Origin of the sequence: Flavobacterium johnsoniae (genome assembly GCF_001879205.1) — a bacterium.
In the GTDB taxonomy this organism is placed as follows: domain Bacteria; phylum Bacteroidota; class Bacteroidia; order Flavobacteriales; family Flavobacteriaceae; genus Flavobacterium; species Flavobacterium johnsoniae_A.
The window spans coordinates 197047-213737 of the sequence record NZ_MLFK01000005.1 but is presented as its reverse complement, the minus strand read 5'-3'; the positions used below and the strand labels follow the sequence as shown (position 1 = coordinate 213737).

Here is a 16691-nt window from a genome sequence, read left to right as displayed (position 1 = left end):
AATTTATTCGACATATTAACAAGCTATAATAACCATCAAAAATTAATTAAATTTAAAATTTCTTTTTTGTTGTATTTAATATATGTTGACAACTTTGAAATTTGAAAAGAGAAAAAAAAATTTGAGAATGGAAAAATGAAATTGATTAAACGATTTTGAGAGGATTGTTTAAGTTGTCAAGGATTTCCTGAACTTGTTCGAAGTCGTTTGGATGAACTTTGAGTTTAATACCGCCAAGCGCTGTTGTGTATAACGGAACGACAGAAAGTGTCATTTCGTTCTCGAAAAAATAGGGGATTTCTTCCTGTTCAAGTAAGTGTTTGAGAACCACGGTTTCGTATTGAAAATTGAATACAGCAATGGTTTGAAAGCTTTCCATATTAGGTCTTTTTGTAAATGTACGAAAAGTTATATTTTTAATAATTCTATTTGTTAAAAAGTATTATCTGATATCTTATTTGTAATTTTAAGCCTTATAAGAAAAGATATATGAGTAAGAAAATTAGAAAGCCGATAAAAAGTGAGAAAGATTTCTCAGGAAAAATACTAAAGATTTTATCGCAAAATGCTAATAAACCATTCAATTATAAACAAATAGGAGCAAAGCTTGAACTTGATGATACAAAAAGCAGAAATCAAATTATAAAAGATTTAAAAATTCTTGCTGCTCAAAAGAAGATTGTAGAAACAGAACCTGGAAAATATTTAGTCAAAGCTATTAGTCAGGATTATTACGAAGGAACAATAGATATGACGAGCAGAAAAACGGCATATTTTATTTGTGACGAGTTTGAAGAAGATGTTTTTATTCCGACAAATAATTTGAATCGTGCATTAGATAAAGACAAAGTAAAAGTTTACGTTTATAACAGAAGAAAAGGTAAAAGACCTGAAGGTGAAGTAATTGAAGTTATAGAAAGAGATAAAACAGAATTTGTTGGAGTTATTGATATTCAGGCAAATTTCGCTTTTGTTTCTACTGCAAATCCAAAAATGTATACGGATATTTTTATCCCGAAAGATAAATTTGGAGAAGCTGAAAATGGTGATGTTGTTTTGGTGACCATTGAAGATTGGCCTAAGAGAGCGGACAGTCCTTTTGGATCTGTTATTCGTGTTTTAGGAAAACCAGGAGAACACAATACCGAAATTCATGCTATTCTGGCTGAATACGGTCTGCCATCAGATTTTCCGGTAGAAGTAGAGGTTTTTGCACAAAAATTGGATACTTCAATCCAGGAATCTGAAATTGCAAAACGTCGTGATATGCGTGATACGCTTACGTTTACGATTGATCCAAAAGATGCAAAAGATTTTGATGATGCCTTGTCTTTCAAAAAGTTAGAAAATGGAAATTACGAAATTGGAATTCACATTGCCGATGTTTCGTATTATCTTGAAGAAGGAACAATCCTGGATGATGAAGCGTATCAAAGAGCAACTTCGGTTTATTTAGTCGATAGAGTAGTACCAATGCTTCCCGAAGTTTTATCTAATTTTGCCTGTTCACTTCGTCCGAATGAAGAGAAATACACATTCTCTGCGATATTCGAAGTTTCAGAAAACGCACAAGTTATTAACCAATGGTTTGGAAGAACAGTAATTTATTCAGATCAGCGTTTTGCTTATGAAGAAGCGCAGTATATTATTGAAACAAAAGACAATACAATTCCGGTTGATGTTTCTATTACAGGTGAGTCTTATGTTGTTTCAGATGAAATTACTGAAGCTACTTTAAAACTAGATGAACTGGCTAAGATTTTGAGAAAGAAAAGAATGCAGAATGGTGCTATTTCTTTTGATAAAGTCGAAGTGAAATTTAATCTTGATGCTGAAGGTGAACCAGAAGGAGTTTACTTTAAAGTTTCAAAAGATGCCAATCATTTGATTGAAGAATTCATGCTTTTGGCCAATAGAAAAGTGGCTGAATACATTGGTAAACAAAAGAAAACATTTGTTTACAGGATTCACGATGAACCAAACGAAGACAAATTAATTGCGATGCAAACCGTAATTGCTAAATTTGGTTATAAAATAGATTTCCGTAACAAAGGCGATATTTCGAAGTCTTTGAATGCATTGATGGAAGAAGTAAATGGTAAGAAAGAGCAAAACTTAATTGATACTCTTGCTATTAGAAGTATGAGTAAAGCCAAATATTCAACAGAAAATATTGGTCATTATGGTTTAGCTTTTGATTATTACAGCCATTTTACATCGCCAATTCGTCGTTATCCGGACGTTATGGTACACAGATTGCTGCAATATTATTTAGATAATGGAGCTTCTGTAGATGAAGAAGTTTATGAAACAAAATGTCTGCATTGTTCCAATATGGAAAGTTTAGCAACTAATGCTGAGCGTGATAGTATTAAATACATGCAGGTTAAATATATGCAGGATCATCAGGATGAAGAATTCCTGGGAGTTATTTCTGGTGTTACAGAATGGGGAATTTATGTTGAAATCGTTTCTAACAAATGCGAAGGAATGGTAAGAATCAGAGAAATAAAAGATGATTATTATACTTTCGATGAAAAACAATATGCATTAGTTGGAGCAACTTCAAACAGCATTTTGCAATTAGGAGACGAAATTTATGTTAAAGTAAAAAATGCCGATTTAGTTAAAAAACAGCTGGATTTTCATTTTTTAAGAAGAGCAGAATAATATTAATTTAAAAAAATAAAAGTATGAAAAAGCTAATTATTGGAGCAGCAATTTTATTTGTACAAATGTCTTTTGGTCAGGTTACTAAAGAGTTAGGTGATTTTGATTCTGTAAAAGTATTTGATAAGTTAAGTGTAAAGTTAGTTCAGTCATCTGAAAATAAAATTGTTATAAAAGGAACCAGAGAAGCAGAAGTAGAAGCTGTAAATAAAAATGGTATATTAAAATTAAGAATGCCTTTTCCTAAACTTTTGTCAGGAAATGATCTAAATATTACTTTGTATTACAAGCACATAGAACTTATTGATGTTAACGAAGGTGCTATTGTTACCAGCAGTGAAGCTGTTAAAGCAACTTCATTTAAAGTAAGTGCACAGGAAGGTGGTAAAATTAACGTAGATTTGGATGTTGATAAGCTAAAAGTAAGTTCAGTTTCAGGCGGAGAAATCACTGCAACCGGAAAAGCAGATAACCTTGATGCAAGTTTAGGAGCCGGAGGATATTTCCTTGGAAGTAAATTAGCCACGTCTCAGACGAAAGTAAGCGTTTCTGCGGGCGGAAAAGCAGATGTTAATGCTTCTACCCTTGTCGATGCAAAAGTAAGCGCAGGAGGCTCTATTTACATTTATGGTAAACCAAAGCAAATTAATCAAAAAACAGTTTTTGGAGGTAAAATAGAAGAAGTAAAATAACAAGTTGTATTTTGATGATAAATGATATTCTGGCTGGACTGCCATGGGGACTTTTTCTAAGTTTTATGGTAGGTCCGGTATTTTTTATACTACTAGAAACCAGTATTACAAAAGGATTTAGAGCAGCAATTGTTTTTGATTTTGGTGTAGTTCTAGGTGATATTTTTTTCATAGCAATTGCGTATCTAGGAAGTTACAGACTTATTCAGAGTTTAAAAGATAAACCTGCGTTGTTTATTTTTGGCGGTATTATAATGCTGGCTTATGGTATAATCTCTTTCGTAAGATTAAAAAATGAAGAAAAAATTGATGATGAAGAAATAGACCGAGATATTATTAAAAGAAATTACGGCAGTTTATTCATAAAAGGTTTTTTACTCAACGTTATCAACATTGGTGTTCTTGGTTTTTGGTTAGCGGTAATTATTTCGGTAGGACCAAAGTTAGAAATGCAAAACTCAAGAATGATTACTTTTTTTACTTCAGTAATCATAACATATTTAGCAGTTGATTGCCTTAAAATATTATTAGCCAAACAATTAAAATCTAAAATGACACCAACTAATATCTTAAAAATTAAAAAAGGAATTAGTATTGTTCTAATGGTTTTTGGATTTGTGTTAATAACACAAGGCTGGTTTCCAAAAGAAAAAGAAATGGTTAAAAATGCTTTTGAAAAGATTGAAAAGTAGTTGTTAATAACTCAAAAATATAAAATTAAGCCTCTGAATTTCAGAGGTTTTTTTGTGTTTATAACTGTTCTTTAGAACTTTGTCAAAGTTTTAAACTTTGACAAAGTTGATCATTATTCACGTCGAAATGACAAGATTGCGGAAAAATTAGGCATAAAAAAAAGAGACACATTCTGTATCTCTTCTTGAGGCATCATCCGGATTCGAACATAAATCTTGATCTAATTTTTTCTAAAAATTAATCATAAAAAAACCTCCAAGTTTCCTTGAAGGTTTTAGAGGCATCGTCCGGATTCGAACCGGAGTAGGAGCTTTTGCAGAGCCCAGCCTAGCCGCTCGGCCACGACGCCATTGCTTGAACGGATGGCAAAAGTAACTAAAATCTTTAAATTTCAAAAGTTTCGAATCAACTATTTTAAAATTTTAGACTTTTAATTCAAATAATTACTTTCTAGTTTCCGTCATTTTTATAGTAACTGACTCAACATCACCACCAATAGGAGGATTAATTTTAGAAACCCAAACTGTTGTTTTTTCTACTGTTTCTATCTCTGCCAGTACACGAATATTGATTCTTTTGGCTACATGTTCTAATAAATGCGAACGAATTGCCATTTCTTCGGTAACAATTTTATTCAAATGAACATAATCAACCGTGTCTAAAAGATGATCTGTTTGAGCTGATTTCTGCAAATTTGTTTTAATTTTTAGATCTACAGTGTAATCAGATCCTATTTTTCCTTCTTCAATTAAACATCCGTGGTAAGAAAAAGTACGGATATTCTTTAGTTTAATAATTCCCATTTTTTAATTTAGTTTCAAGTTTTAAGTTTCAAGTTTAGAGTAAGTTTCCAAAGAAAACCATAAACCATAAACTATAAACTATAAACTTTTTTATCTTTGCTAAAATTACTATAAAATAATGGCATCAGAAGAGAAATCACTCAATTTTATTGAACAAATCATAGAGGAGGATCTAAAATCAGGTCTTTCGCAAACTAAACTTCATTTTCGTTTTCCACCAGAACCAAACGGTTATTTACACATTGGACATGCGAGTTCTATTGCTTTAAATTTTGGTTTAGGTATTGATTATCAGTCACCTGTAAATTTACGTTTTGACGATACAAATCCAGAAAAAGAAGAGCAGGAATTTGTTGACGCCATTAAAAAAGACGTTGAATGGCTGGGTTATACCTGGGCAGAAGAACGTTATGCATCAGATTATTTTCAACAATTGTACGATTGGGCAGTTTTATTAATTAAAAAAGACAAAGCCTATGTTGACAGCCAATCTTCTGAAGATATGGCAATTCAAAAAGGAACTCCGTCAACTGTAGGAACAGATAGTCCGTACAGAAATCGTTCTGTTGAAGAAAATTTAGATTTATTCGAAAGAATGAAAAACGGTGAATTTGAGGCTGGTACACATATTCTTCGTGCAAAAATAGACATGAAATCAACCAATATGCTGATGCGTGATCCTATCATGTACAGGATTTTACACAAACATCACCATAGAACAGGAGATGCCTGGAAAATCTATCCAATGTACGATTGGGCACACGGGCAAAGTGATTATTTAGAAGAAATCTCACATTCATTTTGTACACTTGAATTCTTGCCTCACCGTGAATTATACGATTGGTTTTTAGATCAGATTTTAGACGAAAATAAACTGCGTCCAAAGCAGAGAGAATTTGCAAGACGTAACCTATCGCATACCGTTGTTAGTAAAAGAAAATTACAGCAACTAGTTAAAGAAAAGCACGTTAACGGTTGGGATGATCCTAGAATGTCAACAATTTCTGGGTTAAGAAGACGTGGTTATACTGCAGCTTCTTTGCGTAATTTTGCCAATACAATTGGTATTGCAAAACGTGATAATTTAATCAATGTATCGGTTTTAGAATTCTGTATCCGTGAAGATTTAAATAAAATTGCACCTCGTGTAATGGCGGTTTTAGATCCTGTAAAATTGGTAATTACAAATTATCCTGAAGGTAAAGAAGAGTGGCTGGAAGCCGAAAATAATCAGGAAGATGAGAATGCTGGTTTCAGAAAAGTTCCTTTTTCTCGTGAATTATACATAGAAAGAGAAGACTTTTTAGAAGAAGCTCCGGCTAAATTTTTCCGTTTAACTTTAGGAAAAGAAGTACGTCTTAAAAATGCTTATATCATTAAAGGTGAATCTGTTATAAAAGATGCTGATGGAAATATTACAGAAATTCATGTTACTTATGATACCGATTCTTTAAGTGGAAGCGGTACTGAAGCAAGCCAGAGAAAAGTATCTGGAACCTTGCATTGGGTTTCAATTCAACATGCATTAGAAGCAGAAGTTCGTTTGTATGATCGTTTGTTTACAGATGAAGCTCCGGATAGTTATAAAGAGAAAAACTTCTTAGATTTTGTTAATCCAAATTCGTTAGAAATTGTAACCGGATTTGTTGAACCAAGTTTAGCAACAGCTCAAAACGAAGACAAATTTCAATTTCAACGTTTAGGTTATTTTACTGTTGATAAAGACTCAACTACTTCAAAATTAGTATTTAACAAAACTGTTGGACTAAAAGATGCCTGGGAAGAAAAGGGGAAAAAAGAAGAAAATAGTATTAATAATTCTTTAAAAGAAATCAACAAATATTTTAAAGTTGAGACAAAACCTGAGCGAATTGCAATTGAAAGTGCAATAGGGGAGAACATTAAAAATGTTTCTACTTTTTCGCTTTTACAAAATTCCTTAAAGAAGAATATCAACAATAATAAGGCTTCTTTGCTGTTTTCTCAATTTATTTTGAAATATTCAAGCTGGAAATCTTCTGATTTTGAAGAAGATGATGTTAAGAAATTATATTCAATGTCTTTAAAAAGTGAATCTACTTATGTTCGATCAAAAGCACTTTTAAATTTAAGAGATATTGAAAATGAAAGTTTCAAAAATCAGTTTGATGACGAAATTTTGAAATTATATTCTAATCCTCCAAAAAATGCATCAGAGAGAGAAATTGAAATTCTTGCCGAGATGGTAAAGAAGTAAAATAAATATAATCTATGAAAAAGCGCTTTATTAAAGCGCTTTTTTTATTATATATATAATCTATTTTATTTTAAAAGTTATAAATTTTGTAAATCAAAAATGACCTTCATAAATTAATTTTAAGCTATTTTTTTAATTCTTTCAACTCTTTGATCGTATTTTAAAAGATCGTTTAAAAATGCTTTTTATTTTAAGTTTTTGTTTTTATTTTCTCGTTTTTAGAGGTTTTTCACATCTTTTTTTATTGTAATAGTTCTTAATGATTTAATTTTATTTATTTATAGTTTTAGATAATTATTTATAAAATCGATCATATATTTAAAATTATAAATTTATTATATTATAAATAGCTTTCATAAATCAATTTTAAGGCAAGTTTTACTTTTTTACATCTCTTGAATTATAGTTTTTAAAATACTTTTTTAAAACTCTTTATTTTAAGATTTTGTCTTTTTTTGTAATTTTTGACTTTTTAATATCAAATTTCATTTTTAGAGATATTACTTTAAATTATTTAAAAAATGATTTTTATTATTTTTAATTATGATTTATATAATCTATTAAATAATAAAATTTGATAGTTATATTATATTGATTTCAACCCTCATAAACTAAATTTAAGACCATTTTTTACTCCTGCCGATACGTAACTCATTTTTTGAATTATTGTTTATTTATGATCTTTATTTTAAGTTTAGACCTTATTTTTGTCAGTTTAACGCGTTATTAACACACAATTGTTTATAAAGTTGCTATTTTTATCACTATACCAAAAGTCAGAGATGATTTTATAAAAATTAATATTTCCGTACAGATTCTAAATTGAATTTCTTGAAACCAAAAAGACAATTTTTAGTTTTATGATTATTTCTAAATTGAATTCTGGAAAAGACAAATTTTATGTTCTAATTTCTATTGTGATTTTGTTTGATAATATTTCGCGTAAAAGGTATTTTTCAAATTAGGTGGCAATAAAGAAATTTCCATAGCATTAGTTTTAGGCCATTATTGTTTTTGTAGTTCATTTTGACAAATTTTAATTATTAAACTTAAAATTCAATTATCATGAAAATTTTATATTTTACGCTGGCAATGTTATTTGCAAATATTGCAATTTCCCAAACACATCAAATTACAAAACACAATGGAGAACAACTTGATGTTAATTTCATTAAAAATGAAAATGGTTTAATTTATTATTCTTTGAACGGAAGTTCTGAAGAAGTAAAAATTAGCAAATATGCTGTTTCTCAAATTACTAATAAACAATCAAAACAAACTCAGAAAATTTCTGATAAAATAATAGTAGATTCAAAAGACGATTACAAAATGGTAACTGTTTTACCTCAGGAAAAGACAATAGGGCTGAAGCAGGCAGCAAGTTTTACCGGCGTCTCGACAAGGACAAAAGGTGAACCGCCAATTGCAAATCAAAACCAGACTGCAATGAGAATAAAATCACAATCAGCCTCAAACGGTTATCCTTTTGTAAGTATTGTTGAAAAAGCTAATGGAAAATATGAAGCAGTTGCTTATGCATATTAAGTTTAGGTAAATTAGTTTTTGTCAGTAATTTATTATTCAAAAAAGAGTATCTTTATTAATCACTTAAACAAGAATATTATGTCAAATAATTCAAAGACAATTGCAGCAATTTTAGCTGGTGCTGCAGTAGGAGCGGCAATCGGAATTTTATTTGCTCCAGATAAAGGGTCTAAAACTCGCGCTAAAATTAAAGAAGGGATTGATGATGCAAAACATAATTTGCAGGATTCTTTTGAAGCAAGTTCAGAAGTTCTTCGTGAAAAATTTACCAGTGCAACACAAAACCTGGACGGAACACTGACTGATTTACTTTCAAATGTAAGTCATAAAACAGAAGAAGTGATCACTTTTTTAGAAACTAAATTGGCTGATTTAAAAGCACAGAACGCTAAACTTCAAAAATAATATTTATACAAAAGCACATAACCTGCTTATTTTTATAAGACGGTTTTGTGCTTTTTTTATTTAAAAAATTAATTATGGCTTTTGAAGAGTTAAAAGAAAATACCGAAAAAATTCAGGATAAAACTAAAGTTTACATAGACAGTCATTTAGCTTATTATAAACTCTGGGGTTTTAAAGTTGCAATGAAATCAACAACTTTAATTTTTAAGTTTACTTTGATATTGTTGTGTTTTAGTATGGTTTTACTTTTTGGATCTTTTGCGGCAGCATATGCTTTTGGAGATTTATTTGGAAGTAATGCTCTTGGCTTTTTAGCAGTAGGAGGGATTTATCTTTTATTTACAATTTTACTTTTTCTGATAAAAGATAAGATTGTTGAAGGGCCGATTTTAGAAAAGTTTTCAGAAATATTTTTTAATGATTAGGAAATTATGGAAAAGAAAAAATACTCATCTTATGCTGAAATTGACCGGGATTTGGAAATTTTAAAATTAGAGAAAGATATTAATTATCAAAAATTAGTTTTGAGTTTTCAGAAAACTAAGGAAAGTATAACAGCGCAAAATATCGTAAACGGATTTGTTTCATCTTATAAAGATTACTTTTCAAATTCATATGTAAAAATAATTCAATCTATTTTACCTTATCTAATAGGTTGGTTTATAAATAAAAAAAGAGGCAGTTAAGCCTCTTTTTTATTTTAAATTATATTTGAACATCTGGTTGAATATCATCTTCATAACCAGATTGGGGCTGAATTGGTTTTGGTTTTTCTACTTTTTTATTGTGTTTTTTCATCATTTCGCCAACTTGATTTGATGCTGAAAAGGATGCAACCATATTATTCAACATATCACTTCCTGCCTGAGGAGAATTTGGTAATAAAATTAAATTAGAATTTGCATCGGCACCAATTGCTTGTAACGTATCATAATGCTGTGTTACGACGATTAAGGCAGAAGCTTCCTGAGAATTAATACCTACATTATTTAAAACTTCAACACTTTCTACTAGACCTCTTGCAATTTCACGACGCTGATCTGCAATACCTTGACCTTGTAAACGTTTACTTTCAGCTTCGGCTTTTGCTTTTGCTACGATTCTGATTCTTGAACTTTCGGCTTCAAATTCTGCCGCTGTTTTTTCTCTATCGGCAGCGTTAATTCTGTTCATGGCGTTTTTTACCTGAATGTCCGGGTCAATATCAGTAACCAAAGTGTTGATAATATCATAACCGTAAGTTGTCATGGCTTCATTTAATTCTCTTTTTACTGCAATTGCGATATCATCTTTTCTTTCAAAAACATCGTCCAATTTTAGTTTAGGAACTTCGGCACGAACTACGTCAAATACATAAGCTGTAATCTGATCATGTGGATATTCTAGTTTGTAAAAAGCATCGTAAACTTTGTCCTGGATAACTTTAAACTGAACCGAAACTTTCATTTTAATGAAAACATTGTCTCTTGTTTTGGTTTCGATGATAACATCTAACTGTTGAATTTTAAGATTTACTCGTCCGGCCAGTCTGTCAACCAAAGGAATTTTTAATTGTAATCCTGAATTTCTAACACTATGAAATTTTCCAAATCTTTCTATAATTACAGAACTTTGTTGTTTTACTGTAAAGAAAGAAGACATGAAAATGAAGAATGCTAGTACTAATAAGATAATAAATGCTGTACTCATGGTTATATAGTTTATATTTTTGATTTTGGTAAATTACGAAAATTCTTCTAAATGAAAATTTTTAGAGATTAAAAAAACGCTAAGAACATTTGTTAGATGTTTCTTAGCGTTTCTATTTTGAACTGAATTTTAATTATAAAGTTTCAATTGCTTTTTGAATTCTTGAAATAGTTTCTTCTTTCCCAATGATTTCAACAATATCAAATAGGTGAGGACCTTTCAAAGCTCCAACTAAACTTAAACGGAAAGGCTGCATTACTTTACCCATTCCAATTTCATTTTTAGTTAACCAATCTTTTACGATAGTTTCAATATTTGCAGAAGTAAAATCTTCAATATTTTCTAAAACAGAAATCAATTCCTGCATTAAAGCCGGTGTTTCTTCCTTCCAGTTTTTGCTTGCTTTTTCATCGTAAGATGTTGGCGCGTGGAAAAAGAAATCAGTCAAATCCCAAAATTCAGAAACAAAATTTGCTCTTTCCTTAATCAAAGAAACGATTCTTGTAACATCAAAATTAGAAATATCAACACCTTTTTCTACCAAAATAGGAGAGAAGCTTTTCGCTAAATCAGCATCATTTTGTTTGATTAAGTATTGGTGATTGAACCATTTGTTTTTCTCCGGATCAAATTTTGCTCCGGATTTATGAACTCTGTTTAGGTCAAAAGACTCTACTAATTCTTCTAATGAAAATAATTCTTTATCAGTTCCGTCATTCCATCCTAACAAAGCAAGGAAATTTACAACCGCTTCCGGGAAAAATCCTTTCTCTCTGTAACCAGATGAAACACCTTCTTCCGTTTTCCATTCCAATGGAAATACAGGAAATCCTAGTTTATCACCATCTCTTTTTGATAATTTTCCATTTCCAACCGGTTTTAAAATCAGAGGTAAATGTGCAAATTCCGGAGCATCCCAGCCAAAAGCTCTGTATAATAAAACGTGAAGGGGCATAGATGGCAGCCATTCTTCACCACGAATTACGTGTGAAGTTTCCATCAAGTGATCATCCACAATATTCGCTAAATGGTATGTTGGCATTCCGTCACTTTTAAACAATACTTTATCATCAAGTAAACCGGTTTCGAATTTAACATCACCACGAATGATATCTTTTAAATGTAAAGTTTCATCAACCGGAGTTTTAAAACGAATTACATAATGTTCGCCATTTGCAATTCTTTTAGCTGCCTCATCAGTAGAAATTACTAAAGACGTATCTAATTTTTCACGGTTTGTGTGATTATAAATAAATGTTTTCCCTTCGGCTTCTTGTTCTTTTCTTAAAGCATCAAGAGCTTCCGGAGTATCAAAAGCATAGTATGCCCAACCTGAATTGATCAGTTGATCTGCATATTTTAGGTATAAATCTTTACGATCACTTTGTCTGTACGGACCAAATTTTTCATTTTTTCCAACGGTTTCTTCAGGAGAAATCCCTAACCATTCCAGCGCTTCCATAATGTAAACTTCGGCACCTGGAACAAAACGGGTCTGATCTGTATCTTCAATTCTCAGATAAAAAACACCATTATGTTTTTTTGCAAATAAATAATTAAATAGGGCAGTACGAACTCCGCCAATATGTAATGGTCCAGTCGGACTTGGTGCAAAACGCACTCGAACTTGCTTTGACATTTTGTTTAAATTTTGATGCAAAGATACGATATTAGTCAAAAGCCAAAAGTCGAAAGTTAGAAAGGTTTTTAGCTGTGTACTAAACTTTTGACTTTCGACTTTTGACTTTCAGACTTATCGTTATAATTACTACTTTTATGGGTTATAATCATAAGAGATTTTATTTTGAAAACATCATCTGCTATATATCAAAAGTTAGAGGCTTTTATTAAAAAATATTATATGAATGAATTGATAAAAGGAGGACTTCTTTTTATTGGTTTCGGATTGTTATATTTTCTGTTTACGCTTTTTATAGAGTATTTTCTTTGGCTTAAACCAGTAGGAAGAACACTTTTATTTTGGATTTTTATTGCGGTAGAAGGTTTTCTGTTGTTTCGATTTATCTTATTTCCAATTTTTAAGTTGTTCAAACTTCAAAAAGGAATCGATTATAAACAGGCTTCGGAAATTATTGGAAATCATTTTACAGAGGTAAGTGATAAGCTGACGAACTTTTTACAGCTTTCTTCAAATGAAAATACAGCCGAAAGTTCAGAATTAATGCTGGCTTCTATAGAACAAAAAGCAAATTCATTACAGCCAATTCCTTTTGGGAATGCTATTAATTTTAATTCAAACAAAAAGTATTTACCGTTAGCTTTAATTCCGGTTTTGCTATTTGCAGTGTTTTTTGTTTCCGGAAACAGCAATATAATTTCACAAAGTTTTAATAGAGTGGTGCATTTTAATGCTTCGTTTTTACCTCCGGCTCCTTTCAAATTTGTAGTTCTAAATAACAATCTTCAGACAGAACAAAACAAAGATTTTATTGTAAAAGTAGAAACCGAAGGAAACGTTGTTCCGGAAAATGTCATGATCCATATCGGTAATGAAAGCTATTTTATGGAATCTTCCCAAACCGGAAAGTTTGAATTTAAGATTGAAAAACCAACAGCAGATGTTCATTTTTCTTTTGAAGGAAATTCAGTTTCATCAAATGAATATGAACTAAAAGTGATAACAGTTCCATCCATTGCCAACTTCGAAATGGTTTTGAATTTTCCTTCTTATTTAAAAAAGAAATCAGAAACTATTCAGGGAACCGGAAATGCAATTGTACCGGAAGGAACAACTGTGACCTGGAAAATGAAAACCCAATCGACTCAGGAAGTAGTATGGAAAGATGAAAGCTCAATTTTGAAGTTTAATAAAGCCGAAAACGAGTTTAAATTGGCTAAAAATATCAGCCAAAATACAGAATATCAAATTCTTACTTCTAATAATAAGGTTAAAAACTATGAAAAACTGGATTATCAGCTGTCTGTTATCAAAGATCAGCATCCAACGATTACAGTTTCGCCGGCTCCGGATAGTTTAAAGCTGGATAAGAATTATGTTTTAGGAAGACTAGGTGATGACTATGGCTTATCAAAATTGCAAATTGTTTATTACGAACATGGCAAACCACAAACTGCAAAGCGTGGAACTATTCCTGTAAAGCAGGCAGTATTTGATCAGTTCGTTTTTAACTTTCCAAGTAACCTTGCAGTAGAAGAAGGAGTATTTTATGAATACTATTTTGAGGTTTTTGATAATGATGCTTTGCATGGATTTAAGAGTACAAAGTCATCGACTTTTTCAGATCGTGTTTCTACTACAGATGAAATTCAGGATGCAGAATTGCAACAGCAAAATGCTAATATTAATAGTTTATCAAAATCATTAAAGAATCAGGAAAAGCAATTTTCTGAAATGGATAAACTAAAAAACACCGGAAAAGAAAAAGATAATTTAGAGTTTAAGGATCAGCAAAAAATCAATGATTTTATCAAACGTCAGAAACAACAAGACGAAATGATGAAACAGTTTGCTGAAAAAATGAATAAGAATTTAGATAAATTCCAATCTGAAAAGAAAGACAAAACTGCTGATGATTTACAAAAACGTTTAGACAATGCAGAGAAAGATTTAGAAAAGAATCAAAAGCTTCTGGATGAATTAAAGAACTTAAACGATAAATTAAATAGTGAAGAGCTGTTTGATAAGATGGAAAAATTCAAACAAATCAGCAAAAATCAATCTCGTAATTTAGAACAATTAGTTGAGTTGACAAAGCGTTTTTATGTAGAAAAGAAAGCAAATCAGGTTGCGGAAAAACTAAATAAGCTAGCAGAAAAACAAGAGCAGCTTTCTAATAAAGATAACGAAAATACAAAAGAGAAGCAGGACGATATCAATAAGTCATTTGATAAAATTAAGGAAGATCTCAAAGATTTAAAGGATGAAAATAATAGTTTAAAATCTCCGTTGGATATTCCTAAAGATGCATCTAAAGAAAAAGAGGTAGAGAATGATTTGAATAAAGCTTCGGAAGAACTGAATAAAAAGAATACTTCTTCGGCCAAGCCAAAACAAAAAAGTGCTTCAAAGAAAATGAAGTCAATGGCTGAGCAAATGGAGTCAAGTATGGAAGGTGGTGAACAAGAACAACTGGAAGAAGATGTTGCCATGCTTCGTCAGATTTTGGATAACCTTTTAGCTTTTTCATTATCTCAGGAAGATGTAATGAAACAATTTAAATCGATGAAACTAGGTTCTTCTGCCTATACGAAGAACATCAAAATTCAGCAGAATTTAAAACAACAGTTCCGTCATGTTGATGATAGTTTGTTTGCAATGTCGTTAAGAAACCCAAAAATTGCAGAAGATGTAACTAAAGAAATTGGCAACGTACAATATAATATGGATAAAGCGATTGAAGTTTTAACTGATGTACAAATACCAAAAGGAGTTTCTCATCAACAGTATGCAGTATCATCAGCAAATAAACTGGCAGATTTTTTAAGTGATCTTTTAAATAATATGCAGATGCAGATGTCTAAACCAGGAACGGGAAAACCAAAACCAGGTGATGGACAAGGAATGCAGCTTCCGGATATTATTCAAAAACAAAAAGGTTTGGCAGATAAAATGAAAGAAGGAATGAAGCCGGGAGATAAACCAGGAAGTGGTCAGCAAGGAAAAGGAGGAGAAGGAAAACAAGGTCAGGGTAAAGAAAACGGACAAGGTAAAGAAGGAAATGGAAAAGACGGGAAAAATGGACAGGGTAAAAATGGACAAGGATCCAAAGAAGGAGGTAAAGGTAAAGATGGAAATGAAGGTGAAGATGGAGAAGGAGATGCTGAAAAGATAATGGAGATTTATAAAGAGCAAGTGAAACTTCGTGAAGCTTTGCAAAAGGAGTTAGCTAAAAAAGGATTAGACTCACAAGGTAAATCTGTTATCGATCAGATGAAAAATTCAGAAAAGCAGATTTTGAATAAAGGATTTAAGAATGAAAACTTGCAAAGGATTTTAAATATTCAGCAAGAATTATTAAAATTAAACAATGCAGTTCAGGAACAAGGTCAAGATACGAAGCGTCAATCTGAAACAAACAAGACTGAATTTTCTAATCGTTCCAATGCTTTGCCAAGTTCATTAACTGATTATTTAAACAGTGTAGAGATTTTAAATAGACAATCGCTACCTTTGCGCTCGAATTTTAATCAAAAGGTTCAAGAATATTTTAATACAAAATGATAAACTTTAATTACGAAACCGAATTTTCTTTAGACAACGAACAAGCTTTTACGGATTGGTTGAGCGCTGTTATTGTTTCCGAAAAGAAAAGTGAAGGAGAAATAAATTATATTTTTTGTGATGATGAATACCTGCATAAAATAAATGTAGAATATTTAAACCACGATACACTAACAGATATTATCAGTTTTGATTATACGGTTGGTAACGAATTAAACGGAGATATATTTGTTTCTGTTGAAAGAGTAGAAGACAATGCAAAAGATTTTAATGTTTCTTTTGAAGAAGAATTAAAACGTGTTCTTGCTCACGGTATATTACATTACTGTGGATACAAAGATAAAAGTGATGCTGATGCAGAACTTATGCGTTCGAAAGAGGATGAAAAGATTGCGATGTTTCACGTGGAACAGTAATCTGAATTATAATCTTGAAATTTATAAAACCACAATCATCAATGTTCCACGTGAAACATGTTAAATTTTTTTAAAGTAATATGTTATTGTTTCACGTGGAACGTTGTTATAAAATTTTTTAAGATGATTTATTTAAGCTTTGATTTAAGTGATGTTTCACGTGGAACATAAAAGCTCTTGAATAATTTGGTTTTTAGTTTTAGTTTTTAAATCTGTTCCACGTGGAACAGATTGATAATTTGGAAACGTTGCTTGTGTATAAATGTTCCACGTGAAACAGTATAATGTTTGAAGTTAAAATTTTCAGTTTCATGATTGGAATTTGGAAATTTGAAAATT

Annotated in this window: 14 protein-coding genes and 1 tRNA gene; 10 read left to right on the top strand and 5 right to left on the bottom strand. The window is 31.0% G+C overall.

The window, feature by feature from the left end; all coding sequences use genetic code 11:
* Positions 1 to 145: 145 nt before the first annotated feature.
* Entirely contained in the window at positions 146 to 379 is a 234-nt protein-coding gene (locus tag BKM63_RS06130; protein WP_071635752.1) for a DUF2007 domain-containing protein, read from the bottom strand.
* 110 nt (positions 380 to 489) lie between these two features.
* Here BKM63_RS06130 and rnr point away from each other — a divergent pair, with 110 nt between their 5' ends.
* Genes rnr through BKM63_RS06115 form a run of 3 tightly spaced genes read left to right on the top strand, consistent with a single transcriptional unit; the run spans position 490 to position 4054 of the window.
* Entirely contained in the window at positions 490 to 2670 is a 2181-nt protein-coding gene (gene rnr / locus BKM63_RS06125; protein ID WP_071635751.1) for a ribonuclease R, read from the top strand.
* Positions 2671 to 2693: 23 nt separating this feature from the next.
* Complete coding sequence (locus BKM63_RS06120; protein WP_071635750.1) at positions 2694 to 3362, top strand: head GIN domain-containing protein; 669 nt, start codon at positions 2694 to 2696, stop codon at positions 3360 to 3362.
* Positions 3363 to 3376: 14 nt separating this feature from the next.
* On the top strand, positions 3377 to 4054 hold the full coding sequence (locus BKM63_RS06115; RefSeq protein WP_071635749.1) for a LysE family translocator: 678 nt from the start codon (positions 3377 to 3379) through the stop codon (positions 4052 to 4054).
* A 279-nt stretch (positions 4055 to 4333) separates the two neighbouring features.
* On the opposite strand, the gene BKM63_RS23605 is transcribed toward BKM63_RS06115, so the two are convergent.
* Positions 4334 to 4404: transfer RNA gene (locus BKM63_RS23605), tRNA-Cys, on the bottom strand.
* A gap of 94 nt (positions 4405 to 4498) precedes the next feature.
* On the bottom strand, positions 4499 to 4858 hold the full coding sequence (gene folB / locus BKM63_RS06110; RefSeq protein ID WP_071635748.1) for a dihydroneopterin aldolase: 360 nt from the start codon (positions 4856 to 4858) through the stop codon (positions 4499 to 4501).
* Between the two features lie 118 nt (positions 4859 to 4976).
* Between folB and BKM63_RS06105 the strand changes: the two genes are divergently transcribed.
* The 5 genes from BKM63_RS06105 to BKM63_RS06085 all read left to right on the top strand — a co-directional run bounded on the left by BKM63_RS06105 (position 4977) and on the right by BKM63_RS06085 (position 9730).
* Positions 4977 to 7094 carry a glutamine--tRNA ligase/YqeY domain fusion protein gene (locus tag BKM63_RS06105; RefSeq protein WP_071635747.1) on the top strand — a complete coding sequence of 706 codons (2118 nt, stop codon included), beginning with the start codon at positions 4977 to 4979 and terminating at the stop codon, positions 7092 to 7094.
* Between the two features lie 1065 nt (positions 7095 to 8159).
* Positions 8160 to 8639: a hypothetical protein gene (locus BKM63_RS06100; protein WP_071635746.1), complete on the top strand. Its 480-nt coding sequence runs from the start codon at positions 8160 to 8162 to the stop codon at positions 8637 to 8639.
* A 78-nt stretch (positions 8640 to 8717) separates the two neighbouring features.
* Positions 8718 to 9044, top strand: coding sequence for a YtxH domain-containing protein (locus BKM63_RS06095; protein ID WP_071635745.1), 327 nt, complete (start codon positions 8718 to 8720; stop codon positions 9042 to 9044).
* A 74-nt stretch (positions 9045 to 9118) separates the two neighbouring features.
* On the top strand, positions 9119 to 9469 hold the full coding sequence (locus BKM63_RS06090; RefSeq protein ID WP_071635744.1) for a competence protein: 351 nt from the start codon (positions 9119 to 9121) through the stop codon (positions 9467 to 9469).
* A gap of 6 nt (positions 9470 to 9475) precedes the next feature.
* Positions 9476 to 9730, top strand: coding sequence for a DUF6327 family protein (locus BKM63_RS06085; RefSeq protein ID WP_071635743.1), 255 nt, complete (start codon positions 9476 to 9478; stop codon positions 9728 to 9730).
* 19 nt (positions 9731 to 9749) lie between these two features.
* Here the strand turns inward: BKM63_RS06085 and BKM63_RS06080 are convergent, their stop codons facing one another.
* Positions 9750 to 10733, bottom strand: a complete 984-nt coding sequence (locus BKM63_RS06080; protein WP_071635742.1) for an SPFH domain-containing protein — start codon at positions 10731 to 10733, stop codon at positions 9750 to 9752.
* 133 nt (positions 10734 to 10866) lie between these two features.
* Complete coding sequence (gene gltX / locus BKM63_RS06075; RefSeq protein ID WP_071635741.1) at positions 10867 to 12372, bottom strand: glutamate--tRNA ligase; 1506 nt, start codon at positions 12370 to 12372, stop codon at positions 10867 to 10869.
* Positions 12373 to 12594: 222 nt separating this feature from the next.
* Here gltX and BKM63_RS06070 point away from each other — a divergent pair, with 222 nt between their 5' ends.
* Both BKM63_RS06070 and ybeY read left to right on the top strand, forming a co-directional pair.
* Positions 12595 to 15936, top strand: a complete 3342-nt coding sequence (locus tag BKM63_RS06070; RefSeq protein WP_242661106.1) for a coiled-coil domain-containing protein — start codon at positions 12595 to 12597, stop codon at positions 15934 to 15936.
* On the top strand, positions 15933 to 16352 hold the full coding sequence (ybeY, locus tag BKM63_RS06065) for an rRNA maturation RNase YbeY (protein ID WP_071635739.1): 420 nt from the start codon (positions 15933 to 15935) through the stop codon (positions 16350 to 16352). The genes BKM63_RS06070 and ybeY overlap by 4 nt, the downstream gene beginning before the upstream one ends.
* Positions 16353 to 16691 lie beyond the last annotated feature (339 nt).

Bases quoted from the DNA above. Each gene is read 5' to 3' on its own strand.
- BKM63_RS06130 (WP_071635752.1), bottom strand. From the start codon at position 379: ATGGAAAGCTTTCAAACCATTGCTGTATTCAATTTTCAATACGAAACC.
- rnr (WP_071635751.1), top strand. From the start codon at position 490: ATGAGTAAGAAAATTAGAAAGCCGATAAAAAGTGAGAAAGATTTCTCA.
- BKM63_RS06120 (WP_071635750.1), top strand. From the start codon at position 2,694: ATGAAAAAGCTAATTATTGGAGCAGCAATTTTATTTGTACAAATGTCT.
- BKM63_RS06115 (WP_071635749.1), top strand. From the start codon at position 3,377: ATGATAAATGATATTCTGGCTGGACTGCCATGGGGACTTTTTCTAAGT.
- folB (WP_071635748.1), bottom strand. From the start codon at position 4,858: ATGGGAATTATTAAACTAAAGAATATCCGTACTTTTTCTTACCACGGA.
- BKM63_RS06105 (WP_071635747.1), top strand. From the start codon at position 4,977: ATGGCATCAGAAGAGAAATCACTCAATTTTATTGAACAAATCATAGAG.
- BKM63_RS06100 (WP_071635746.1), top strand. From the start codon at position 8,160: ATGAAAATTTTATATTTTACGCTGGCAATGTTATTTGCAAATATTGCA.
- BKM63_RS06095 (WP_071635745.1), top strand. From the start codon at position 8,718: ATGTCAAATAATTCAAAGACAATTGCAGCAATTTTAGCTGGTGCTGCA.
- BKM63_RS06090 (WP_071635744.1), top strand. From the start codon at position 9,119: ATGGCTTTTGAAGAGTTAAAAGAAAATACCGAAAAAATTCAGGATAAA.
- BKM63_RS06085 (WP_071635743.1), top strand. From the start codon at position 9,476: ATGGAAAAGAAAAAATACTCATCTTATGCTGAAATTGACCGGGATTTG.
- BKM63_RS06080 (WP_071635742.1), bottom strand. From the start codon at position 10,733: ATGAGTACAGCATTTATTATCTTATTAGTACTAGCATTCTTCATTTTC.
- gltX (WP_071635741.1), bottom strand. From the start codon at position 12,372: ATGTCAAAGCAAGTTCGAGTGCGTTTTGCACCAAGTCCGACTGGACCA.
- BKM63_RS06070 (WP_242661106.1), top strand. From the start codon at position 12,595: ATGAATGAATTGATAAAAGGAGGACTTCTTTTTATTGGTTTCGGATTG.
- ybeY (WP_071635739.1), top strand. From the start codon at position 15,933: ATGATAAACTTTAATTACGAAACCGAATTTTCTTTAGACAACGAACAA.